19 protein-coding genes are annotated in these 21,726 nt (G+C 61.4%); 12 read left to right on the forward strand and 7 right to left on the reverse strand.

Annotation, left to right across the window (positions count from 1 at the left end; genetic code table 11):
- Positions 1–92 precede the first annotated feature (92 nt).
- Positions 93–302, forward strand: coding sequence for a DUF2788 domain-containing protein (locus tag AB4N73_RS17980; RefSeq protein WP_016773053.1), 210 nt, complete (start codon positions 93–95; stop codon positions 300–302).
- Here the strand turns inward: AB4N73_RS17980 and AB4N73_RS17985 are convergent.
- The 4 genes from AB4N73_RS17985 to AB4N73_RS18000 form a co-directional block, all read right to left on the reverse strand.
- A complete protein-coding gene (locus tag AB4N73_RS17985) occupies positions 297–932 on the reverse strand; it encodes a pseudouridine synthase (RefSeq protein ID WP_076564263.1) in 636 nt (211 codons plus the stop codon). The genes AB4N73_RS17980 and AB4N73_RS17985 overlap by 6 nt on opposite strands.
- Positions 933–1,004: 72 nt before the next feature.
- Positions 1,005–2,504 (reverse strand): AMP nucleosidase, encoded by a 1,500-nt coding sequence (amn, locus tag AB4N73_RS17990; RefSeq protein ID WP_016773051.1) that lies wholly within the window; start codon positions 2,502–2,504, stop codon positions 1,005–1,007.
- 120 nt (positions 2,505–2,624) lie between these two features.
- Positions 2,625–4,280 carry an acyl-CoA dehydrogenase family protein gene (locus tag AB4N73_RS17995; protein ID WP_460142382.1) on the reverse strand — a complete coding sequence of 552 codons (1,656 nt, stop codon included), beginning with the start codon at positions 4,278–4,280 and terminating at the stop codon, positions 2,625–2,627.
- Between the two features lie 95 nt (positions 4,281–4,375).
- The gene (locus AB4N73_RS18000; RefSeq protein ID WP_460142383.1) at positions 4,376–6,727 is read right to left on the reverse strand and encodes a hybrid sensor histidine kinase/response regulator; all 2,352 of its coding nucleotides are present in this window, start codon (positions 6,725–6,727) and stop codon (positions 4,376–4,378) included.
- Positions 6,728–7,202: 475 nt separating this feature from the next.
- Here AB4N73_RS18000 and AB4N73_RS18005 point away from each other — a divergent pair, with 475 nt between their 5' ends.
- The 4 genes from AB4N73_RS18005 to AB4N73_RS18020 all read left to right on the forward strand — a co-directional run bounded on the left by AB4N73_RS18005 (position 7,203) and on the right by AB4N73_RS18020 (position 10,720).
- On the forward strand, positions 7,203–8,000 hold the full coding sequence (locus tag AB4N73_RS18005; RefSeq protein ID WP_007909650.1) for a hydroxymethylpyrimidine/phosphomethylpyrimidine kinase: 798 nt from the start codon (positions 7,203–7,205) through the stop codon (positions 7,998–8,000).
- 18 nt (positions 8,001–8,018) lie between these two features.
- Complete coding sequence (thiE, locus tag AB4N73_RS18010; protein ID WP_056790629.1) at positions 8,019–8,642, forward strand: thiamine phosphate synthase; 624 nt, start codon at positions 8,019–8,021, stop codon at positions 8,640–8,642.
- Positions 8,643–8,657: 15 nt separating this feature from the next.
- Positions 8,658–9,941, forward strand: coding sequence for a glutamate-1-semialdehyde 2,1-aminomutase (gene hemL, locus AB4N73_RS18015; RefSeq protein ID WP_122610969.1), 1,284 nt, complete (start codon positions 8,658–8,660; stop codon positions 9,939–9,941).
- A gap of 224 nt (positions 9,942–10,165) precedes the next feature.
- Positions 10,166–10,720, forward strand: coding sequence for a tetratricopeptide repeat protein (locus AB4N73_RS18020; protein WP_016773046.1), 555 nt, complete (start codon positions 10,166–10,168; stop codon positions 10,718–10,720).
- 191 nt (positions 10,721–10,911) lie between these two features.
- Here the strand turns inward: AB4N73_RS18020 and AB4N73_RS18025 are convergent, their stop codons facing one another.
- Positions 10,912–11,241: a DUF1820 family protein gene (locus tag AB4N73_RS18025; RefSeq protein ID WP_016773045.1), complete on the reverse strand. Its 330-nt coding sequence runs from the start codon at positions 11,239–11,241 to the stop codon at positions 10,912–10,914.
- A 131-nt stretch (positions 11,242–11,372) separates the two neighbouring features.
- On the opposite strand from AB4N73_RS18025, the gene miaB reads away from it, so the two are divergent.
- The 5 genes from miaB (at position 11,373) to lnt (ending at position 16,846) form a co-directional block, all read left to right on the forward strand.
- Positions 11,373–12,701, forward strand: coding sequence for a tRNA (N6-isopentenyl adenosine(37)-C2)-methylthiotransferase MiaB (gene miaB, locus AB4N73_RS18030; protein WP_041477732.1), 1,329 nt, complete (start codon positions 11,373–11,375; stop codon positions 12,699–12,701).
- Between the two features lie 282 nt (positions 12,702–12,983).
- Positions 12,984–13,976, forward strand: coding sequence for a PhoH family protein (locus AB4N73_RS18035; RefSeq protein WP_016773043.1), 993 nt, complete (start codon positions 12,984–12,986; stop codon positions 13,974–13,976).
- Positions 13,969–14,463 (forward strand): rRNA maturation RNase YbeY, encoded by a 495-nt coding sequence (gene ybeY / locus AB4N73_RS18040; RefSeq protein WP_016773042.1) that lies wholly within the window; start codon positions 13,969–13,971, stop codon positions 14,461–14,463. The genes AB4N73_RS18035 and ybeY overlap by 8 nt, the downstream gene beginning before the upstream one ends.
- 5 nt (positions 14,464–14,468) lie before the next feature.
- On the forward strand, positions 14,469–15,308 hold the full coding sequence (locus AB4N73_RS18045) for an HlyC/CorC family transporter (protein WP_024014438.1): 840 nt from the start codon (positions 14,469–14,471) through the stop codon (positions 15,306–15,308).
- A gap of 14 nt (positions 15,309–15,322) precedes the next feature.
- Positions 15,323–16,846: an apolipoprotein N-acyltransferase gene (lnt, locus tag AB4N73_RS18050; RefSeq protein WP_460142384.1), complete on the forward strand. Its 1,524-nt coding sequence runs from the start codon at positions 15,323–15,325 to the stop codon at positions 16,844–16,846.
- Positions 16,847–16,962: 116 nt separating this feature from the next.
- Here lnt and AB4N73_RS18055 read toward each other — a convergent pair whose 3' ends face one another.
- A complete protein-coding gene (locus tag AB4N73_RS18055) occupies positions 16,963–17,724 on the reverse strand; it encodes a YdcF family protein (RefSeq protein WP_236168734.1) in 762 nt (253 codons plus the stop codon).
- A 104-nt stretch (positions 17,725–17,828) separates the two neighbouring features.
- Complete coding sequence (locus AB4N73_RS18060) at positions 17,829–18,152, reverse strand: hypothetical protein (protein ID WP_024014441.1); 324 nt, start codon at positions 18,150–18,152, stop codon at positions 17,829–17,831.
- A gap of 255 nt (positions 18,153–18,407) precedes the next feature.
- On the opposite strand from AB4N73_RS18060, the gene leuS reads away from it, so the two are divergent.
- Both leuS and AB4N73_RS18070 read left to right on the forward strand, forming a co-directional pair.
- Positions 18,408–21,014 (forward strand): leucine--tRNA ligase, encoded by a 2,607-nt coding sequence (leuS, locus tag AB4N73_RS18065; RefSeq protein WP_041477728.1) that lies wholly within the window; start codon positions 18,408–18,410, stop codon positions 21,012–21,014.
- 88 nt (positions 21,015–21,102) lie between these two features.
- The gene (locus AB4N73_RS18070; RefSeq protein ID WP_073475660.1) at positions 21,103–21,708 is read left to right on the forward strand and encodes an LPS-assembly lipoprotein LptE; all 606 of its coding nucleotides are present in this window, start codon (positions 21,103–21,105) and stop codon (positions 21,706–21,708) included.
- The last annotated feature ends 18 nt before the right edge of the window (positions 21,709–21,726 follow it).

Consider the following 21,726-nt stretch of genomic DNA (forward strand, 5'->3'; position numbering starts at 1 on the left):
CGGCACAGGCGACGCAGATCAATGCCCCGCCATCCGACCATGGCGTATACTCGCCGCCGCCCTTTCAGCCCTGTCCGCGCCGGAGATCGCCAATGGATCCAGCACTGTTCGAAGAGTGGATGATGACCGGTCTGGTCAGCATCCTGATCATTTTCATGGGTTTCATCGTCTGGGATCTGGCGAAGAAGTCCAAGGCCGGGCGGTTCGGCTCGTTCATTCTGTTTTTCGTGCTGGGCCTGGGCGTGGCCGCGTTCATCATCAAGAGTGTGGTGATCGGCCTGATCGAGTCCGGCGCCTTATAAGCGCGCCGGCACTTCCCGCCACTGGCCCTGATCCAGCCCTTCAAGGGTCCAGTCGCCAATCCTGACTCGCACCAGACGCAACGTCGGCAGCCCGACCGCCGCCGTCATGCGCCGCACCTGACGGTTGCGCCCTTCGCGAATCACCAGTTCCAGCCACGAAGTCGGTATGGTCGCGCGAAAGCGTACCGGCGGATTGCGCGGCCACAACTGCGGCTCAGCCAGTTGCCGCGCTTCAGCGGGCAGGGTCATGCCGTCATTCAGCTCGACGCCATCGCGCAGGCGCTGCAACTGCTCAGCCGTCGGCTCGCCCTCCACCTGCACCCAATAGGTCTTCGCCAGTTTGTGTTTCGGATCGGCGATGCGCGCCTGCAACTGGCCGTCGTTGGTCAACAGCAACAAACCTTCGCTGTCACGATCCAGACGTCCGGCCGGATAAATCCCCGGCACATCGATGTAATCCTTGAGCGTCGCCCGCCCTTCACCGTCGCTGAATTGCGTCAGCACATCGAAGGGTTTGTTGAACAGGATCAGTTTCGGCTCGGCCGGTGGTGCCTTGGCAACACGGCGCGGAGCAGAAGACTGAGGCTTCACGCCGGGGCGGCGGGAAGGTGGACGCGGGGGACGGGACATAAGAGACAGAACATTTAGCGATCAGGGCTGACAATGCTAGTGCCCCGACCGCCAAATGACCACGACTAACCGTTAACGGAATGGCGGCTCGTCGAAGCTGCGCAACTTGCGCGAGTGCAGCGAGTTGAGTTCGGTACGCAGCAGATCCACCGCTTCGATGCCGATTTTCAAATGCTGGCTGACCGCGCGCTCATAGAAGGCGTTGGCCGAGCCCGGCAGTTTGATTTCGCTGTGCAGCGGCTTGTCCGAAACGCAGAGCAACGTGCCGTACGGCACACGCAGGCGATAACCTTGCGCTGCAATCGTGCCGCTTTCCATGTCCACCGCAACCGCGCGGGACAGGTTGATCAGCGGTCGTTCCTGAGCCCAGCGCAGTTCCCAGTTACGGTCGTCGTAGGTCAGAACCGTGCCGGTGCGCAGGCGCTTCTTCAGATCGTCGCCCTTCTCGCCAGTGACATTCGCCGCTGCCTGTTGAAGCGCAAGCTGCACTTCGGCCAGTGCCGGGATGGGAATATTCGGCGGCACCACGCGATCGAGAATGCCGTCGCGGCGCATGTAAGCGTGGGCCAGCACGTAATCGCCGATGGTCTGCGACTGACGCAGGCCACCGCAGTGGCCGATCATCAGCCAGCAATGCGGGCGCAGCACGGCCAGGTGATCGGTGATGTTCTTGGCGTTGGAAGGGCCGACACCGATGTTCACCAGCGTGACGCCGTGGCCGTCGCTGGCGATCAGGTGATAGGCCGGCATCTGGTAACGGTGCCAGACCACACCGGCGGCAATCGCCGAGGCTTCGCCGTGGTCCATGCTCTTCTCGATGATCACGTTGCCCGGCAGGACCATGCGCACGAAACGCGGGTCGCGGCGCAACTGCTCCAGACCATGAACGATGAACTGGTCGACGTAGCGGTGATAGTTGGTCAGCAGAATCCACGGCTGCACATGGCGCCAGTCACTGCCGGTGTAATGCACCAGACGGCGCAGCGAGAAGTCCACGCGCGCGGCGTCGAACAGTGCCAGTGGCAGCGGATCGGTGTTTTCCCAGTCGTAGAGACCGTCGGCAATGCCATCGGTAGCGGCGGACAGATCGGTACTCGGGAACACCCGCGCCAGCACCGCCGCAGTGACGCCGGAACCGGCCAGTTCATCGCCCTGCTCGACCACGTACGGATACGGAATGTTCTGCTGGCTGACGCCGACTTCGACGGTCACGGTGAAGTCGTGCATCAACGGCGTCAGTTGTTCAAGCAGGTATTTGCGAAACGCCGCCGGGTGGGTGACGGTGACGCTGTAAGTACCGGGCAACTGCACCTTGGCGTAAGCGCGGGTGGTCTGCGGCACTTCGCCCTGGCAGTGGTAGGTCAGACGCAGTTCGGGATAACGAAACAGGGCACGCTGTTCGGCGTCGGGCTCGACGCGGTCCTTGAGGTAACGCTTGAGGGCAGAATTCAGCGCAGTGGTGGCCCGCTCATGCAGCTCGGCCAGACGATCCACGGCTTGTTCGGCGGTTTGAACGACAATAAACGCTTCGGTCACGATCAGCTTCCTGTGTTCTGACTTGCAGAGCTTCATCTTGCCTGCATCGTGGACGCACGGGAACAGTGGCGTTGTGGCGACACTTAAATCTGCAGACCAATGATGTCCTCTGTGGGAGCGAGCAGGCTCGCTCCCACAGGGGGGATATGACGTGGGTCAGAAAAGCTGAGGGGTCGAGCGTGCGACGATGGCTTCGACGTCCAGCCCACGCGGCAACCCGCCGTAGACGCGACCGCCACCGCCACCGCTCAGACGGCTGGCAATGAAAGCATCACTGACCGCCGAATTCCCCGCCTCCAACAGAAGCCTGGCCTGCAACCCGAGCGCGATGTCTTCGGTCAACTGCCGCGCTCGATACTGAATATCACTGGTGTCCTTGAATTGCGCCTGCAACTGCTGGATATGCGCGGCCAGACGCTTGTCGCCATGGCCGTCGCCCAGTTCGCTGAACAGCACATCGAGCACGCCCGGTTCTTTTGACAATGCGCGCAGCACGTCGAGACATTGCACATTCCCCGAGCCTTCCCACGTCGAATTCACCGGCGCTTCGCGGTACAGGCGCGGCAGGATGCTGTCCTCGACGTATCCAGCGCCGCCCATGCATTCGGCGGCTTCGTTGATCATTCCTGGCGCACGTTTGCATATCCAGTATTTGCCCACCGCCGTCACCAGCCGCGCGAACTGCGCTTCGTGGCGATCATCCAGATGATCGAGCGCCTTGCCCATGCGCAGACTCAGGGCCAGCGCGGCCTCGCTCTCCAGGGCCAGATCGGCGAGTACGTTTTGCATCAGCGGCTGCTCGCTGAGCAATTTGCCGCCGACCTTGCGGTGCGCGCAGTGATGGCTGGCCTGGGTCAGTGCCTGGCGCATCAGCGAGCTGGAGCCGACCATGCAATCAAAACGGGTCATCGCTACCATTTCGATAATGGTCGGCACGCCGCGCCCTTCTTCGCCGATCATCCACGCCAGCGCCCCACGAAACTCCACTTCGCTGGAGGCGTTGGACTGGTTGCCGAGTTTGTTTTTCAGACGCTGGATGTAGAACTGATTGCGCGTGTCGTCCGGACGATGGCGCGGCAGCAGGAAGCAACTCAAACCCTTGTCGGTTTGCGCCAAGGTAAGGAAGGCGTCGCACATTGGCGCCGAACAAAACCACTTGTGCCCGACCAGTTCATAAGCCTGACCCGGACCACTGGCGCCGACCGGATAAGCCTTGGTGGTGTTGGCGCGGACATCGGTGCCGCCCTGCTTCTCGGTCATCGCCATACCGATGGTCACGCCAGCCTTGTGCGCCATGCCGACGTTGCGCGGGTCGTAGTCGGTGGCGAGGACTTTCGGCAGCCACTGTTCGACCAGGTCCGGCTGCAAGCGCAGGGCCGGCACGCTGGCGAAGGTCATAGTCAGCGGGCAACCACTGCCGGCCTCGGCCTGGCTGTGCAGGTAGGTCATCGACGCGCGGGCGACATGTGCGCCGTCCTGTGGGTGTGCCCAAGGCAGCGAGGTCAGGCCATGTTCGATCGCGGTGCGCATCAGCTCGTGGTAGGCCGGGTGAAACTCGACCAGATCGATGCGATGGCCGTAGCGATCATGGCTGGCAAACACCGGTTTGTTCTGGTTGGCGAGAAACCCCGCTTCCATCAAAGGCCCACCCGCGAGTGCGCCATAGGCATCGATGCGCGACTCGGCCCAACCGGCGCCAAAACGCCGCGACCACTCCTGTAACGGCAGATCGATGCGGTACAGGTTGGTGCCGTCCAGCGACGGCGGCTGATTGGTGACTTCGTGGGTTTCGGCGAACTGATGCAGGTTCATGACGGCGCTCCGTGTTCAGCAATGGCACCAGTTAAGCACTGGTGCTTTTTTGAACAAAGTGTCATAGACGCCGTTTTTGCGGCGCTTTTACCCCATCAGCAACTGAGCACGCGGCGCTGTAATGCAGCCTGCAGATCCTCGAATTTGACCGGTTTGTGCAGATAGTCGATAGGCGCGCCCGGGGCGCATTGCTCGCGATCAGCACCCAGCGCCAGCATGAATACCGGCAAGTGCGCACAGCCCGGCAATGCATGGATCTGGCAGCACAGCGATGCGCCTTCGTGGCGGGGCAACTGGCAATCGATCAGCACCGCATCGAAACTTTCCCGTTGCAGGCAGTCCAGCGCGGCGGCGCCGTTGTCAGCGCTGCGCACGCGGAAACCGAGCTTGAGCAACATGCCACGCATGACCAGTTGATTGACGCTGTTGTCATCCACCAGCAGCACCGTGCAGTCCTGCGGCGCACGAATGCAATCGCGGGTCGGCTGATCCGCAGGCGCTTCGATCACCGGCAGTTCGAATTCGACATCGAGTTGGAAGCGGCTGCCGCGTCCCGGCTCGGAACGATGGGTGAGTTTGCCGCCGAGCAATTCGACCAGCTGCCGACAGATCGCCAGACCCACCCCCAGGCCGCCGTATTCGCGAGTCATCGAGCCGTCGAGCTGGAAGAAACGCTGATACAGGGTCGCCTCGCCCAGATCAGTGAAACCGATACCGGTGTCGATCACCGCGAACGATAGCGCCATGCGCTCATCCGCCGACGGCCGCCCGGTAACGCGCAACGCCAGCCCGCCGACGCGGGTGAACTTGATCGCATTGTCCAGCAGGCATTCCGGGCACTGCGCCAGTTTCGCGCTGTCGCCGAGCAAGCGATCCGGCAGGGTCGGCAGCACCTCGACCTTGAAGTCCAGCGACTTGCTCGCTGCATTACCTTCGAACTGCACGCGCAACGCCTCGACCACTGCGCGCAGGCTGAAACTGCCCGGCGTCGCCTTGAGTTTGCCGGCCTGCAATTCAGTGAGCGTGAGGATGCCATTGACCATGCGCATCATGTCGCGAGCAGAACCGGCGGCGGTTTGTTGATATTGCTCAAGCTCGGGATCGAGGTCGACGGTCTGCATCAGCTCCAGCGAACCGATCACGCCGTTCATCGGCGTGCGCAGTTCGTGGGTCAGCGTGGCGAGGAATTCATCCTTGAGCTTGTTGCTGTGAGCCAGTTGCTGGTTGAGCACTTCGAGTTTCTGCCCGGCGTCGAACAAGGTCTGCGCCTGTTGTTCGCGCATGGCGTTGATGCGATCGGCCAGCGCCAGCGACAGCAGCGCGACCTCGATCGCCGAGCCGATCTGGCTGGCGTACATGGTCAGGAACACGTTGGGCAGCAGGCCCAGCACCATCAGCGTATTGACGATGCCGCCGAGCAGGAACGCCGACCAGGCGATGATGAAGTAACGCGCCACCCGCAGGCCGCGCCACCAGGCAAGAATCCCGGCGGCAAAGATCACCACGGTGAAGGTCAGCGCCAGTGTGGTCGCCAGGCGCAGGGCCAGAGCATAACTGGTCATCAGCGACAGGCCGATCACCAGTGCACTGAAGGCAATCAGGCCGATCAGCAAGCGGTCCAGCCAGGGGCTGTGGGTCTTGGTCTGCAGGAAACTGCGGGCGAACTGGCTGCCGAACAGCCCGGCGCAACCGATGAAGAACGGCGTCGCGGCGTTGGCCCACCATGGGTTGTCCGGCCAGAAATACTCGACCGCCGCACCATTCACCGACAATTGATAGAGGCCGAACGAGCCAATATAGAAGATGTAATAGAGGTAACTGGTGTCGCGCACGCTCAGGTAGATGAACAGGTTGTAGACCAGCATCCCCAGCAGCACGCCATAAATGATGCCGAGTACGTACAGGCGCACCGGCTGGTCTTCGAGGTATGCGCTGCTCGACCACAACGTCACCGGCGCCTGAATCGAGCCTTCGCTGGCCAGGCGCAGGTACAGCGTCTGCTGTTGATCCGGTTTGAAGGGAAGGTCGAACAGGTAGTTGTTCTGGCGGATCTCGCGACTGGCGAAGGGCAAGGCATCGCCGGTCTGGCGCACCAGTCGGTATTCGCCGCTGGTGTCAGGCAAGTACAGGTCGAGGTGATCAAGCGGCGGATACGCCAGTTCCAGCAGCCACGTGCGCTGGGCGGCCGGGTTGCTCGGGCGGTAATGCAGGTCGATCTTCAGCCAGAACGCCGAACGCGAGTAACCGGCATTGAGCGTGGCTTTGTCGTGAGCTTTGAACTGGCCGGCGGCATCTTGCGCGCGGACGTCGGCAATCGTCGCCTGACCGCTCGGGTCTTCGAACACTTGCAGCGATCGGCCCAGTGGCAGGCTCTGGGTGAATTCGTCGAATTCGACAGCGCTCGCCATGAGGGGCAAGCAGAACAGCAACATCAGCAAATAGCGCATTGAAGCCCCAGCGTGGCTCGTCCGGTTGTGTCAGGAAGCCCCCCATTCCCTTTGAGTAGACGTAAAACCGGTATTACCTGTGATTGTTTGGATCCAGCCTAGCATAGCCGTTGATGGCCATTGAGCACCATGGAAATTTTTCCTACAACGGCTCTAGAACGGGCGTTCCAGGGCAAAGCACTGAGATAGAGCTGTTGGGTTGGTCAACTCGCGACGACAGCCTCCTTGATAGATGACCAATTGTGGCGAGGGGATTTATCCCCGTTCGACTGCGAAGCAGTCGCAAGTCCATCCAGCGAGGTGTGTCAGAAAGAACCGGATTGCAGGGTTTGGGGCCGCTTCGCAGCCCAACGGGGATAAATCCCCTCGCCACAAATGTGCTCCAAATAAAGACTGCGGGGTTGTCCGACAATCTGCTCGCAAACACCGTGAGTACTGAACCCCAAAATCAGCTTTGGTGGTAAGCTCGCGCACCATGAATATCTACAGCTCCCGCCCCGTTGTCCTCTGTCTCTCCGGCCACGACCCCAGTGGTGGCGCCGGCTTGCAGGCAGATATCGAAGCCTTGCTCGCGCAGGGTTGCCATGCGGCTCCGGCCGTCACCGCCCTGACCGTGCAAGACACCGTCAACGTCACTGACTTCCGCGTCCTCGACCGTGAGTGGGTACTGGCCCAGGCCAACGCCGTGCTCAACGACTCCGAAGTCGCCGCAGTGAAACTGGGCATGCTCGGGTCGCTGGAGATGGTCGACACGGTCGTCGAACTGCTCTCGGCGCACCCGCATCTGCCGGTGGTCTGCGACCCGGTGCTGCGTGCCGGCGGCGGCGGACGCCTGGGCAAGGACGAGGTCGGCTATGCGATGCGCGAGCGTCTGCTGCCGCTGTCGATCATTGCTACCCCCAATCTTCCTGAAGCGCGCATCCTCGCCGAACTGCCCGAAGGCACGGCCGACGAGTGCGCAGAAAAACTCCTGCCATTCGTCAAAAACCTGCTGATCACCGGCGGCCATGGCGACGAAACTGAAATCCACAACCGCGTGTACAGCCGCGACGGTCTGCGCGAAACCTTTATCTGCCAGCGCCTGCCGGGCAGCTATCACGGCTCCGGTTGTACGCTGGCCAGCGCCCTCGCCGGTCGCCTGGCTCAAGGCGAACACCTGGCCAGTGCCGTGCGCAGTGCGCTGGATTACACCTGGCGCACTTTGCGCGATGCCGAACAACTGGGCAAAGGCCAGTTCGTGCCGCGTCGCCTGCCGCTGGATTTCTGCTCGTAACGTCGTGAGGTCTGCCCGATGAAACTACGTGGCCTGTATGCCATTACCGACAGCCAGTTGCTGGCCGGCAAGTTTCTGTCTTACGTGGAGGCGGCGCTCGACGGCGGCGTCACCCTGCTGCAATACCGCGACAAGAGCAGCGACGAGGCCCGCCGTCTGCGCGAGGCCGAAACGCTGCGCAACTTGTGCGAGCGCTATAAAACGCAGTTGATCATCAACGACGACGCCGAGTTGGCCGCGCGCCTCAACGTTGGCGTGCACTTGGGCCAGACCGACGGCCCGCTGTCGCCGACCCGCGCCCTGCTCGGTTCGAAAGCGATCATCGGTTCGACCTGCCACGGGCAAATCGCTCTGGCCGAACAGGCTGCCAAAGAAGGTGCGAGTTATGTCGCCTTCGGCCGCTTCTTCAATTCCACCACCAAACCCGGTGCGCCGAGTTGCAGCCTCGACTTGCTCGACGAAGCCAAACGCACGCTGCACTTGCCGATCTGCGCGATCGGCGGGATCACCCTCGATAACGCCGCGCCCCTGGTCGAGCACGGTGTCGATCTGCTCGCCGTGATCCACGGTTTGTTCGGCGCCGAGAGCAGCGCCGAAGTGACCCGCCGCGCCCGCGCCTTCAACGAACTTCTGAAAATCTGATTTGAGAGCCCGATCATGTCTCGTTCCGAAACCCTGTTTGCCAATGCTCAGAAACACATTCCCGGCGGCGTCAACTCGCCGGTGCGCGCGTTCAAGAGCGTTGGCGGCACCCCGCTGTTCTTCAAACACGCCGAAGGCGCTTACGTCACCGACGAAGATGACAAGCGTTATGTCGATTACGTCGGTTCGTGGGGCCCGATGATCCTTGGCCACAGCCATCCGGACGTGCTCGACGCGGTGCGCAATCAGCTGCAACACGGCCTGTCCTACGGCGCACCGACGTCGATGGAAACCGAGATGGCCGATCTGGTCTGCTCGCTGGTGCCGTCGATGGAGATGGTGCGCATGGTCAGCTCCGGCACCGAAGCGACCATGAGCGCGATCCGACTGGCCCGTGGTTACACCGGTCGCGACAGCATCATCAAATTCGAAGGCTGCTACCACGGCCACTCCGACAGCCTGCTGGTCAAGGCCGGTTCCGGCGCTCTGACCCAGGGCGTACCGAGCTCGGCCGGCGTGCCTGCAGCGTTCGCCAAACACACCCTGACCCTGCCGTTCAACGACATCGACGCGGTTGAAGCGATGCTCGCCGAAGTGGGTGAGGACGTGGCGTGCATCATCGTCGAGCCGGTCGCCGGCAACATGAACTGCGTGCCGCCAGCGCCGGGCTTCCTCGAAGGCCTGCGTTCGCTGTGCGACAAACATGGTGTGGTGCTGATTTTTGACGAAGTGATGACCGGTTTCCGCGTCGCCCTCGGCGGTGCCCAGGCGCACTACGGTGTGACGCCGGACCTGACCACGTTCGGCAAGATCATCGGCGGCGGCATGCCGGTGGGCTGCTTCGGTGGCAAACGCGAAATCATGCAACGCATCGCCCCGCTCGGTCCGGTGTATCAGGCCGGTACGTTGTCGGGTAATCCGCTGGCGATGGCTGCCGGCCTGACGACCCTGCGTCTGATCAGCCGCCCGGGCTTCCACGCCGAACTGACCGACTACACCGCGCGCATGCTCGACGGTCTGCAGCAGCGTGCCGATGCTGCGGGCATCCCGTTCGTGACCACTCAGGCCGGCGGCATGTTCGGTCTGTACTTCAGCGGCGCCGACGACATCGTCACCTTCGACGACGTGATGGCCAGCGACGCAGCAATGTTCGGTCGCTTCTTCCACTTGATGCTGGAAGGTGGCGTGTACCTGGCGCCGAGCGCTTTCGAAGCCGGTTTCACCTCGATCGCCCATGGCGAAGCCGAGTTGCAACTGACGCTGGACGCCGCCGAGCGTGCCTTCGCCGCATTGAAATAATCGCCGTACCGCTGACGTTGGCTATGGCCAGCGTCAGCTTTCGCGTACATCCGCTCGGTTTTTCCGACGCGTCTGCGAAAATCCTGCCCGAATCGGGCGATATATTCCCCACGCAGCAGAAAAACGAGTAAAGACTTTGTAAGGTTGGCCCTGCTTATTTCATAATGCGCGCTTATTGGATCCCTCGACGGGTCCGCGTGCCCTTCAGAGGTAAGTCGATTCCCATGAACCGCACCGGCCGCACCCTTGCATTGGGCTGCCTGTTGCTCCTTCAGCCCCTGCTCGCGCATGCACAAGCAGGCGGCAACTCGTTGTTGATCCCGGCGATGGGTCGTTGCACCCTCAATACTCAGCCGCAAGACGTCACGCAGGCACTGGCCGCCTGCCAGAAAGCGGCGGACGAAGGGGACGCGCAAGCGCAATACGAGTTGGGTGAGTTCTACTACGACGGCAAGAACGCGCCGCGCGACCTCAATCAAGCCCTGAGCTATTTCGAAAAGGCCTCGCTGCAAGGCCACGCCCAGGCGCAATTCAAGCTCGGCAGCATGTTCTTCCACGGTGAAGGCGTGCAGGCCAACAATATCCAGGCCTACATCGTGCTGAAGATGGCAGCGGTCAACGGTGCTGAAGAGGCATTGGACACGGCTGACGAAGTCTCGGAAAAGATGTCCCGCGAAGATCTCGAAACCGCCACTCAGGTGCTCGGGCAGATTTTCCGCAAATACCTGATGGAACTGCAGAACGCCGATGGGCGTACGCCATTCTCCCCACTTCCATAAGCGCTGTGGAGATGGCCTGTGGCGAGGGGATTTATCCCCGTTGGGCTGCGAAGCGGCCCCAAAACCTGCAACCCGATTCTGTCTGACACACCTTGCTGAATGGAGCTGCGACTGCTTCGCAGCCCAACGGGGCGGTGCGACGTTTCGCTAAACCCCCTCACCACAAACTCATCCCAATCCAGAATCCGCTGTTACTTCTCAGGCATCGGCATCGGAAACGGCATGACATTGCCGACCGCGCCCCGGGCCTCGCTGATTTTCGGTGTGCCCAGACGTTCGACTTCATCGATGCGCACGATCGAATGCATCGGCACAAAGCTGCGCACCACGCCTTCGAACTGCGCCTTGAGCTTTTCTTCGCTCGGATCGACGACCATTTGCGTGCGCTCGCCAAAGACGAATTCTTCAACTTCCAGGAAACCCCACAGATCACTTTGATAGATCTGCTTGGCGTACATTTCGAACACCTGGCCCTGGTTGAGGAAAATCACCTTGTAGATTGGAGCTTCGCGTTTGGTCATGGCGGGCGGATAACATCGGGGTAAAAATGAGGGCGCGAACTATAGCATAGCCACCGGACGCACAGCGGTAGGAACCTGACGGCTTGTTCCCTATAATGCGCGGTTCTTTGAATCACGTGACGACCGAATCCATGGCCAAGAAGCTTTACATCGAAACCCACGGTTGCCAGATGAACGAGTACGACAGCTCGCGCATGGTCGATCTGCTGGGCGAACATCAGGCCCTGGAAGTCACCGCTCGCGCGGAAGACGCCGACGTGATTCTGCTCAACACCTGCTCGATCCGCGAACGCGCGCAGGATCGCGTGTATTCGCAGCTCGGCCGCTGGCGCGAACTGAAGCTGGCCAACCCCGACATGGTCATCGCCGTCGGCGGTTGCGTGGCCAGTCAGGAAGGCGCAGCGATTCGCGATCGCGCTCCGTACGTCGACGTGGTGTTCGGCCCGCAGACCCTGCACCGTCTGCCGGAAATGATCGACGCCGCGCGCAGCAGCAAGCTGCCGCAGGTCGACGTCTCGTTTCCGGAAATCGAAAAATTCGACCACCTGCCCGAGCCGCGTATCGACGGCCCGAGCGCTTATGTGTCAGTGATGGAAGGTTGCAGCAAGTACTGCACGTTCTGCGTGGTGCCGTACACCCGTGGCGAAGAGGTCAGCCGACCGTTCGACGACGTGATCGCGGAAATCATTCACCTCGCCGAACACGGCGTGCGTGAAGTGACCTTGCTCGGGCAGAACGTCAACGGCTATCGCGGCCAGACCCACGACGGTCGCCTGGCCGACCTGGCCGAGCTGATTCGCGTGGTCGCCGCTGTCGATGGCATCGACCGCATCCGCTACACCACCTCGCACCCGCTGGAGTTCTCCGACAGCCTGATTCAGGCCCACGCCGAAGTGCCGGAACTGGTCAAGCACTTGCACTTGCCAGTGCAGTCGGGCTCGGACCGGATTCTCGCGGCGATGAAGCGCAACCATACGGCGCTGGAGTACAAATCCAAGCTGCGCAAATTGCGCGCCGCCGTACCGGGGATCTGCATCAGTTCGGACTTCATCGTCGGTTTCCCCGGTGAAACCGAGAAAGACTTCGAACAGACCATGAAGCTGATTGCCGATGTCGGCTTCGATTTCTCCTACTCGTTCGTCTACAGCCAGCGCCCGGGCACGCCCGCTGCCGATCTGGCAGATGACACCCCGGAAGAATTGAAGAAAGAACGTCTGAACGCGCTGCAACATCGTTTGAATCAGCAGGGCTTCGAAATCAGCCGACAAATGGTCGGCTCGATCCAGCGCATTCTGGTGACCGATTACTCGAAGAAAGACCCGGGCGAACTGCAGGGCCGTACCGAGAATAACCGTATCGTCAACTTCCGCTGCGACAATCCCACGCTGATCGGCCAGTTCGCCGACGTGCACATCGACGCCGCGCAACCGCACTCGCTGCGTGGTTCGCTGGTTCAATAACACCATCGCATTGTGGATGGGGCTTCTGTGGTGAGGGGATTTATCCCCGATGGTTGGCGCAGCCGACCCAAAACCTGCAATCCGGGTGATCTGATACACCTCTGATAATGGTTTCAGGGCCGCTTCGCGCCCCATCGGGGATAAATCCCCTCACCACAAAAGAACCCGCCAGCCACAGTGACTGGGTTGAAAAGCAGCATCGATATTAAGAGCTTTCGCACCCACGCCACTGGCGTTATCCTTGATTTCATCCTAATTGCCCCAGGGCGGCTAAATACGACCTTGAACGCACCCATCGAACCACATCGTTTTCTCCTCGAGCCTTTTGAGGCTCGCCGCTTCGCCAATCTGTGCGGGCAATTCGACGAGCATTTGCGCTTGATCGAACAGCGCCTGGCCATCGAGATCCGCAATCGCGGAAACCAGTTCGAGTTGATAGGCGATCCAAAACTCACCACGTCCGCGGAAAACCTGCTGCGCCGCCTGTACCGGGAAACCAAGGGTACCGAGCTGTCGCCAGACCTGGTGCACCTGTTCATTCAGGAATCAGCAGATATCGACAACCCGGCCCCTGCCGAAGCGACCGTCGCCCTGCGCACCAAGAAAGGCATGATTCGCCCGCGCGGCTTGAATCAGCAACGCTACGTGAAGGAAATCCTCGGCAACGACATCAACTTCGGCATCGGCCCGGCCGGTACCGGCAAGACCTATCTGGCCGTGGCCTGCGCGGTAGATGCGCTGGAGCGCGAGCAGATCCGCCGCATCCTGCTGGTGCGTCCGGCGGTAGAAGCAGGGGAAAAACTCGGCTTCCTGCCCGGCGACCTGTCGCAGAAGATCGACCCGTACCTGCGCCCGCTCTACGACGCGCTGTACGAAATGCTCGGTTTCGAATACGTCGCCAAGCTGATCGAGAAACAGGTGATCGAAGTCGCGCCGCTGGCCTACATGCGCGGTCGTACGCTGAACAACAGCTTCATCATTCTCGACGAAAGCCAGAACACCACCGTCGAGCAGATGAAGATGTTCCTCACGCGCATCGGCTTCGGCTCCACCGCCGTGATCACCGGCGACATCACCCAGGTCGACCTGCCGCGCGGCACCAAGTCCGGCCTGCACCATGTGATCGAAGTGCTCAAAGACGTGCCGGGCATCAGCTTCACCCACTTCCAGCCCAAAGACGTCGTGCGCCACCCGTTGGTGCAGCGGATTGTCGAGGCCTACGAGCGCTTCGAAACCCGTGCCGAAGCCGCGAAGGAAGCCTCGCGCGATGCTTGAGCTGGATCTGCAAATCGCCACCGAGGCCAGCGCGCCGAGTGAAGCCGAGTTCCGCCAGTGGTGCGAACTGGCCCTGCGCCAGCGCAGCGCTGATTCGGAAATGACCATTCGTCTGGTCGACGAGGAAGAAGGCCGCGAGCTCAATCACACCTGGCGCCACAAGGACTACGCGACCAACGTGTTGTCGTTCCCGGCGGAAGTGCCTGACGAGTTTCTCGATATCCCGCTGCTCGGCGATCTGGTCATCTGCGTGGCCGTGGTCGAACGCGAAGCCGCCGAGCAGGGCAAGGAACTAAAGGCGCACTGGGCACATCTGGTCATTCACGGCTGCTTGCATCTGTTGGGTTACGACCATATAGATGACGACGAAGCCGAGGAAATGGAAGCACTGGAACGCGAGTTGCTTGCTGAACTGGGCTATCCCGATCCGTACGCGGACGACGAAACCGAACACTCCCCCATCGTTACAACAAAGGATTCAGAGTAATCGCTATGAGCGAAGATCGATCGAGCAACGGGCAGAAGTCATGGCTGGGTAAACTGACCCAGGCTTTTGCCCACGAGCCGAAGAACCGTCAGGAGCTCCTCGAGCTGCTGCGTGATGCACATCAGAACAAACTGCTGGACAGCGAAGCGCTGGCCATCGTCGAAGGCGCCATCCAGGTGGCTGACCTGCAAGTGCGCGACATCATGGTGCCGCGCTCGCAGATGGTCAGCATCAAGGCGACCCAGACACCCCGCGAATTCCTCCCCGCCGTGGTCGACTCGGCCCACTCGCGCTATCCGGTCATCGGCGAAAGCCATGACGACGTGATGGGCGTGCTGCTGGCCAAGGATCTGCTGCCGCTGATCCTCAAGGAGAACGGCGACAGCTTCAACATCAAGGACCTGCTGCGCCCGGCCACCTTCGTGCCGGAGTCCAAGCGTCTGAACGTGTTGCTGCGTGAGTTCCGCGCCAACCACAACCACATGGCCATCGTCATCGACGAATACGGCGGTGTGGCCGGTCTGGTGACCATCGAAGACGTGCTCGAGCAGATCGTCGGCGACATCGAGGACGAGCACGACGTCGAAGAAGACAGCTACATCAAGCCGCTGCCCAGCGGTGATTTCCTGATCAAGGCGCTGACGCCGATCGAGAACTTCAACGAGTTCTTCGACAGCGAGTTCTCCGACGACGAGTTCGACACCGTCGGCGGCCTGGTGATGAGCGCGTTCGGGCACTTGCCAAAACGCAACGAAACCACTGAAATCGGCGCTTATCGTTTCCGCATCCTGAACGCCGACAGCCGTCGGATTCACTTGCTGCGACTGACGCCTATCGCTCGTTAATTCTAAGGACTGAAATGCGCTGGACAACCCGCCCCGGCTGGCCCGGTAACCTGCTGGCCGTGGCGGCCGGTGCAATCACCACATTCGCTCTCGCACCGTTCGACATCTGGCCGCTGGCATTGCTGGCGGTTGGTCTGTTCTATGCCGGTTTGCGTGAGCTGAGCCCGCGTCAGGCGCTCGGCCGTGGCTGGTGCTTCGGCTTCGGCCTGTTCGGTGCCGGCACCAGTTGGATCTATTACAGCATTCATCATTTCGGCGGCGCTTCGGTGTTGCTCGCCGGGATCCTGATGCTGCTGTTCACCGCGGCGATTGCCTGGTTCTTCGCCCTGCCCGCGTGGCTGTGGGCGCGCTGGTTGCGGCGTAACGAAGCACCGCTGGCGGATGCCTTGGCGTTTGCGGCGTTGTGGGTCGGCCAGGAAGCCTTTCGCGGCTGGTTCCTCACCGGTTTCCCATGGCTTTATTCCGGTTACAGCCAGCTCGACGGCCCGCTGGCCGGGCTCGCGCCGGTGGGCGGCATGTGGCTGGTCTCGTTTGTTCTGGCACTTACCGCAGCGCTGATCTACAACGCGTCGCGCTTGTTGCAGGCGCGCCGCAAGGGTTTCATCGCGGCCGGTCTGGTACTTCTGGCGGGGCCTTGGGTGGCGGGCATTGCCCTCAAGGGCCACGCGTGGACCAGCCCGTCCGGCGCACCGCTGACGGTCGCCGCGATTCAGGGCAATGTCGCGCAAAGCATGAAATGGGACCCGGCCGAACTCAACGCGCAACTGGCGCTGTACCGTGATCTGAGCTTCCGCTCCAAACCGGTCGATCTGCTGATCTGGCCGGAAACCGCCGTGCCGGTGTTGAAGGAGTCCGCCGAGGGCTACCTGACGATGATGGGCAACTTCGCCGCCGAGCGTAAATCGGCGTTGATCACCGGTGTGCCGATCCGCCAGACCGTGCATCACGAACGGCGCTTCTTCAACGGCATCACCGTGGTCGGCGAAGGCGACGGCACTTACCTGAAGCAGAAACTGGTGCCGTTCGGCGAATACGTGCCGTTGCAGGATGTGTTGCGCGGTTTGATCGCGTTCTTCGACCTGCCGATGTCGGACTTCGCTCGCGGCCCGTCTGATCAGGCACTGCTACAGGCCAAGGGGTACCAGATCGCACCGTTTATCTGCTACGAAGTGGTCTATCCGGAATTCGCCGCCGGCCTGTCGGCACGCAGCGACCTGCTGCTGACGATCAGCAACGACACCTGGTTCGGCACGTCGATCGGCCCGCTGCAGCATTTACAGATGGCGCAGATGCGCGCGCTGGAAGCCGGACGCTGGATGATCCGCGCGACCAACAATGGCGTCACCGGCCTGATCAACCCGTTCGGGCAGATCACCGAACAGATTCCGCAGTTCGAACAAGGCGTGCTGTACGGCGAAGTGGTACCGATGCACGACCTGACACCGTATCTGCAATGGCGCTCGTGGCCGTTGATCGCGTTGTGCCTGCTGCTGTTTGGCTGGGCGCTGATGGCGAGCCGGATGTCGAAGACCCTCTGAGAAATGTGACGAGGGGATTTATCCCCGCTGGAGTGCGCAGCAGTCCCCTCTTCTGAAGGTAAGAGAGGGATCGCTACGCGCCCCGTCGGGGATAAATCCCCTCGCCACAATGATCTTCAGCGGTAAAACAACGAGTACCCCACCTGCCCCACCGCTTCATTGAGCAATTGCCCGCTCTGCCAGATCGACTTGAATTCCGGCAACCAGCCGCCAAACGGCCGGGCGTTATCCGTACCGAGGAAACCCACCGGCGCCGGCACCACCTCGAAACCCGCCTGCTCAAAGCTCCACACTGCACGCGGCATGTGCCACGCCTGCGTCACCACGACGACCCGCTTGATCCCTTGCGGCAAGAGGATATCTGCCGTCATCTTCGCGTTCTCCCATGTGGTGCGACTTTCGCCTTCCTGCCAGCGTACCGTTACGTCGAAATCATCACGCAACGAATCTGCCATCAATTTCGCTTCGGTCGGCGGCGTGCCGTAGTGCAGGCCGCCGCTGGTCAGAATCGGCAGGCCCGAGGCCTTGGCCAGGCGCGCCGCGTAACGCTGCCGCTCGAGCCCGATGCCGGTCGGCTGGTCTTCGCCCCAGGCCAGATCACCGCGCTCGCGCCCCGAGCCCAACACCACAATCGCATCGGCGCGTTGCGCCAGCGTCGTCCACTCTGACCGCGCCAGCGGCGGCTCACGTTCCAGCGCCTTGGCGCTCCACTGCACGACCACCGGCAGGCTCATCAGCAGCAGGCCACCAAAACCGACGGCAAAACACACGCCAGCCAGGCGTGGCCGCGAACGGCGCAGCCACCAGGCGACCAGCAACAGCAGCAAAAGAATGCCGGGCGGCAATAAAAGTTGTTTGATGAAATAGCGAAAGGGCATTGGGCATCTCCAAAGATGCCCGAAGCCTAAAAGTGTTGATTACGCGTTACAACCATTAGGCGGGATCCTGTTGCAAAAGATCCGTTTCCTGACCTGCCATGCGCTTACTTGGCCTGCACAGAACGCACCTTGCCGGTGTCTCTGCGCGGCGCCTTGTCCTTGAGCCAGATGACCTTGGCCGAATGTGCTGCATCGAGTTGCTTCACTGCTTGAGACAGGCATCCCTGCGTTTCACGTTCACTGCGATCCAGATAGGCCTTGACCAGTTTGAACTCGGCGGGGCTCAAGCCACGCAATTCCAGTTCCAGGGGGCGCTCGTCGCGCAGCCGGTCAGCGGTTTTCACGGCGTCCAGCGCCATGCCCAGACGATCGATCAACCTTTCATACAACTCGGGTTTCGTTACGTTCTTTTTCCGTTGCTCCACCATCCCTCACCTCATTGAAGATAAGACTCACTCCCCAATTAGAGCTTAGCTTCGCTGCACGAACCGGCTACACGCCGCGACCAACGGCCCTCGTCGTCCAAAAGGTCGGGCAAACAGCTGTAATCAGGGTTTCCCTCGGCCAAGCGCGGTCATGTATGCTACGGCGCTTCCTGTCATTCCACTTCCAGCGCACCCGGGCCATCCCGGATGCTGCCGTCGAAGAGGATTAGGCCACCCCTATCCAGTACAAAAGTAGCCATGCACGAACAATATCAGCCACGTGAGATCGAAGCCGCCGCCCAGTCGTTCTGGGATGAGCAAAAGTCCTTTGAAGTCAGTGAACAGCCAGGCAAGGAAACCTACTACTGCCTGTCGATGTTCCCTTACCCCAGCGGCAAGCTGCACATGGGCCACGTGCGCAACTACACCATTGGCGATGTGATCTCGCGCTACCAGCGCATGCAGGGCAAGAATGTTCTGCAGCCAATGGGTTGGGATGCGTTCGGCATGCCGGCGGAAAACGCCGCAATGAAAAACAACGTAGCGCCCGCCAAGTGGACCTACGAGAACATCGCCTACATGAAGTCGCAGCTGCGCAGCCTCGGCCTCGCGGTGGACTGGTCCCGTGAAGTGACCACCTGCAAGCCAGACTACTACCGCTGGGAACAATGGCTGTTCACGCGCCTGTTCGAAAAAGGCGTGATCTACCGCAAGAACGGCACCGTGAACTGGGACCCGGTCGACCAGACCGTTCTGGCCAACGAGCAAGTCATCGACGGCCGTGGCTGGCGCTCCGGCGCGCTGATCGAAAAGCGCGAAATCCCGATGTACTACTTCAAGATCACCGCTTACGCCGACGAGCTGCTGGAAAGCCTCGACGAACTGACTGGCTGGCCGGAACAGGTCAAGACCATGCAGCGCAACTGGATCGGCAAGTCCCGTGGCATGGAAGTGCAGTTCCCGTACAACGTCGATTCGATCGGCGAAGCCGGCACCCTGAAAGTCTTCACCACCCGTCCGGACACCCTGATGGGCGCGACCTACGTCGCCGTCGCTGCCGAGCACCCGCTGGCCACCCTGGCCGCGCAGAACAATCCCGAGCTGCAAGCGTTCATCGCTGAATGCAAGGGCGGCAGCGTCGCTGAAGCCGATGTCGCCACCCAGGAAAAGAAAGGCCTGCCGACCGGCCTGTTCGTCGAGCACCCGCTGACCGGCGAAAAGCTGCCGGTGTGGGTCGCCAACTACGTGCTGATGCACTACGGCGACGGCGCGGTCATGGCGGTTCCGGCGCACGACGAGCGCGATTTCGAGTTCGCTCACAAGTACAACCTGCCGGTGAAATCGGTGGTGCGCACCAGCTCCGGTGACACCAACCCGGCGCCGTGGCAGGACGCCTACGGCGAGCACGGCACGCTGATCAACTCCGGCGAGTTTGACGGCCTCGACTTCGCCGGCGCGTTCGACGCCATGGAAGTGGCCCTGATCAAGAAACAACTGGGCGCCTCGCGCACCCAGTTCCGCCTGCGCGACTGGGGCATCAGCCGCCAGCGCTACTGGGGCTGCCCGATCCCGATCATCCATTGCGCCGCGTGCGGCGACGTGCCGGTGCCGGAAGATCAACTGCCTGTCGTTCTGCCGGAAGACGTGGTGCCGGACGGCGCCGGTTCGCCGCTGGCGCGCATGCCCGAGTTCTACGAATGCAGCTGCCCGAAATGCGGCGCGCCGGCCAAGCGTGAAACCGACACGATGGACACCTTCGTCGAGTCGTCGTGGTACTACGCCCGTTACGCCTCGCCGCATTTTGAAGGTGGCCTGGTAGAAAAATCCGCAGCCGATCACTGGCTGCCGGTGGATCAGTACATCGGTGGTATCGAACACGCCATTCTCCACCTGCTTTACGCGCGCTTCTTCCACAAGCTGATGCGTGACGAAGGTCTGGTCAGCTCCAATGAGCCGTTCAAGAACCTGCTGACCCAAGGCATGGTGATCGCCGAGACTTACTATCGTCGCGAAGCCAATGGCGCCTACACCTGGTTCAACCCGGCGGACGTGGAACTGGAGCGTGACAGCAAAGCCAAGGTGATCAGCGCCAAGCTGAAATCCGACGGCCTGCCGGTGGAAATCGGCGGTACCGAGAAGATGGCCAAGTCGAAGAACAACGGCGTCGACCCGCAGTCGATGATCGACCAGTTCGGTGCCGACACCTGCCGTCTGTTCATGATGTTCGCTTCGCCGCCTGACATGAGCGCGGAATGGTCCGATTCCGGCGTTGAAGGTTCGCACCGCTTCCTCAAGCGCGTCTGGCGTCTGGCGCAAGCCCACGTCACCCAGGGTTTGCCGGGCAAACTGGATATCGCCGCGCTGAGCGACGAGCAGAAAACCGTGCGTCGTGCGATTCACCTGGCGATCAAGCAGGCCAGCCATGACGTCGGCCAGAACCACAAATTCAACACCGCCATTGCTCAGGTGATGACGCTGATGAACGTGCTGGAAAAAGCCGCCCAAGGCACCGAACAGGACCGCGCGCTGCTGCACGAAGGCCTGGAAGCGGTGACCCTGCTGCTGGCGCCGATCACTCCGCACATCAGCCATGAACTGTGGAAGCAGTTGGGTCACGCCGATGCGGTGATCGATGCAGGCTGGCCGGCCGTGGACGAAAGTGCCTTGGTGCAGGACAACCTGACCCTGGTCATTCAGGTCAACGGCAAGCTGCGCGGGCAGATCGAAATGCCGGCCAGTGCCACTCGCGAAGAGATCGAAGCCGCCGCGCGCATCAACGAGAACGTGCTGCGTTTCGTCGATGGCCTGACCATTCGCAAAGTGATCGTGGTGCCGGGCAAACTGGTCAACATCGTCGCCAGCTAAATTGGATCGGGTGCCGGGCTCGCCTGGCACCCAGTAAAACCTTTCGGGCCGCAGAGTCGGCTCACCTGGTTTCAAGGGGAGCAACACAATGATCAAACGCAATCTGCTGGTGATGGGCCTCGCCGTTCTGCTGAGCGCCTGCGGTTTCCAGTTGCGTGGTACCGGCACCAACGAACTGTCGATCAAGGAAATCGACCTGAGCGCGCGTAACGCTTATGGCGAAACCGTAAGACAGCTGCGTCAGACGCTGGAGTCCAGCGGCGTCAAGGTTTACAGCGGCGCGCCGTACAAGCTGTATCTGGCTGACGAGCAGGAAAGCCAGCGCATCCTCAGCTATGCCGGTGCCGGGCGCACAGGCGAGTATCAGGTCAACACTGTGCTGAGCTATGACATCCGCGGCGACAAAGACCTGTCCCTGCTTAGCGATAAGCTCGAAGTGCAGAAGGTGTTCATTCACGACGGCAACAACCTCGTCGGCTCCGATCAGGAAGCCAACGACGCCCGTCATGAAATCCGTCGCGAGCTGGTGCAGCGCATGATGCTGCGCCTGTCGCAGCTGACCCCGGGCCAGTTGCAGCAACTGCAGCAAACCGCCAACGACCGCGCCAAGGCTGAAGCCGATGCGCTGGAAGCGGCGCAGAAGGCTGAGGCGGAAACTCCGCGTCAGTCGCCGCTCGAAATCCCGCAGCAGTAAGACGGCCGGGGCGCTCAG

The sequence above is a fragment of the Pseudomonas sp. S3_B08 genome (assembly GCF_054667725.1).

What these genes read in the sequence shown, in the direction of transcription:
- ybeY (WP_016773042.1), top strand. Translation starts at nt 13,969, where the DNA reads ATGCTTGAGCTGGATCTGCAAATCGCCACCGAGGCCAGCGCGCCGAGT.
- amn (WP_016773051.1), bottom strand. Translation starts at nt 2,504, where the DNA reads ATGAAGCTCTGCAAGTCAGAACACAGGAAGCTGATCGTGACCGAAGCG.
- miaB (WP_041477732.1), top strand. Translation starts at nt 11,373, where the DNA reads ATGGCCAAGAAGCTTTACATCGAAACCCACGGTTGCCAGATGAACGAG.
- AB4N73_RS17985 (WP_076564263.1), bottom strand. Translation starts at nt 932, where the DNA reads ATGTCCCGTCCCCCGCGTCCACCTTCCCGCCGCCCCGGCGTGAAGCCT.
- AB4N73_RS18005 (WP_007909650.1), top strand. Translation starts at nt 7,203, where the DNA reads ATGAATATCTACAGCTCCCGCCCCGTTGTCCTCTGTCTCTCCGGCCAC.
- AB4N73_RS18070 (WP_073475660.1), top strand. Translation starts at nt 21,103, where the DNA reads ATGATCAAACGCAATCTGCTGGTGATGGGCCTCGCCGTTCTGCTGAGC.
- hemL (WP_122610969.1), top strand. Translation starts at nt 8,658, where the DNA reads ATGTCTCGTTCCGAAACCCTGTTTGCCAATGCTCAGAAACACATTCCC.
- lnt (WP_460142384.1), top strand. Translation starts at nt 15,323, where the DNA reads ATGCGCTGGACAACCCGCCCCGGCTGGCCCGGTAACCTGCTGGCCGTG.
- AB4N73_RS18055 (WP_236168734.1), bottom strand. Translation starts at nt 17,724, where the DNA reads ATGCCCTTTCGCTATTTCATCAAACAACTTTTATTGCCGCCCGGCATT.
- AB4N73_RS18060 (WP_024014441.1), bottom strand. Translation starts at nt 18,152, where the DNA reads ATGGTGGAGCAACGGAAAAAGAACGTAACGAAACCCGAGTTGTATGAA.
- AB4N73_RS18000 (WP_460142383.1), bottom strand. Translation starts at nt 6,727, where the DNA reads ATGCGCTATTTGCTGATGTTGCTGTTCTGCTTGCCCCTCATGGCGAGC.
- AB4N73_RS17980 (WP_016773053.1), top strand. Translation starts at nt 93, where the DNA reads ATGGATCCAGCACTGTTCGAAGAGTGGATGATGACCGGTCTGGTCAGC.
- AB4N73_RS17995 (WP_460142382.1), bottom strand. Translation starts at nt 4,280, where the DNA reads ATGAACCTGCATCAGTTCGCCGAAACCCACGAAGTCACCAATCAGCCG.
- AB4N73_RS18020 (WP_016773046.1), top strand. Translation starts at nt 10,166, where the DNA reads ATGAACCGCACCGGCCGCACCCTTGCATTGGGCTGCCTGTTGCTCCTT.
- AB4N73_RS18045 (WP_024014438.1), top strand. Translation starts at nt 14,469, where the DNA reads ATGAGCGAAGATCGATCGAGCAACGGGCAGAAGTCATGGCTGGGTAAA.
- thiE (WP_056790629.1), top strand. Translation starts at nt 8,019, where the DNA reads ATGAAACTACGTGGCCTGTATGCCATTACCGACAGCCAGTTGCTGGCC.
- leuS (WP_041477728.1), top strand. Translation starts at nt 18,408, where the DNA reads ATGCACGAACAATATCAGCCACGTGAGATCGAAGCCGCCGCCCAGTCG.
- AB4N73_RS18025 (WP_016773045.1), bottom strand. Translation starts at nt 11,241, where the DNA reads ATGACCAAACGCGAAGCTCCAATCTACAAGGTGATTTTCCTCAACCAG.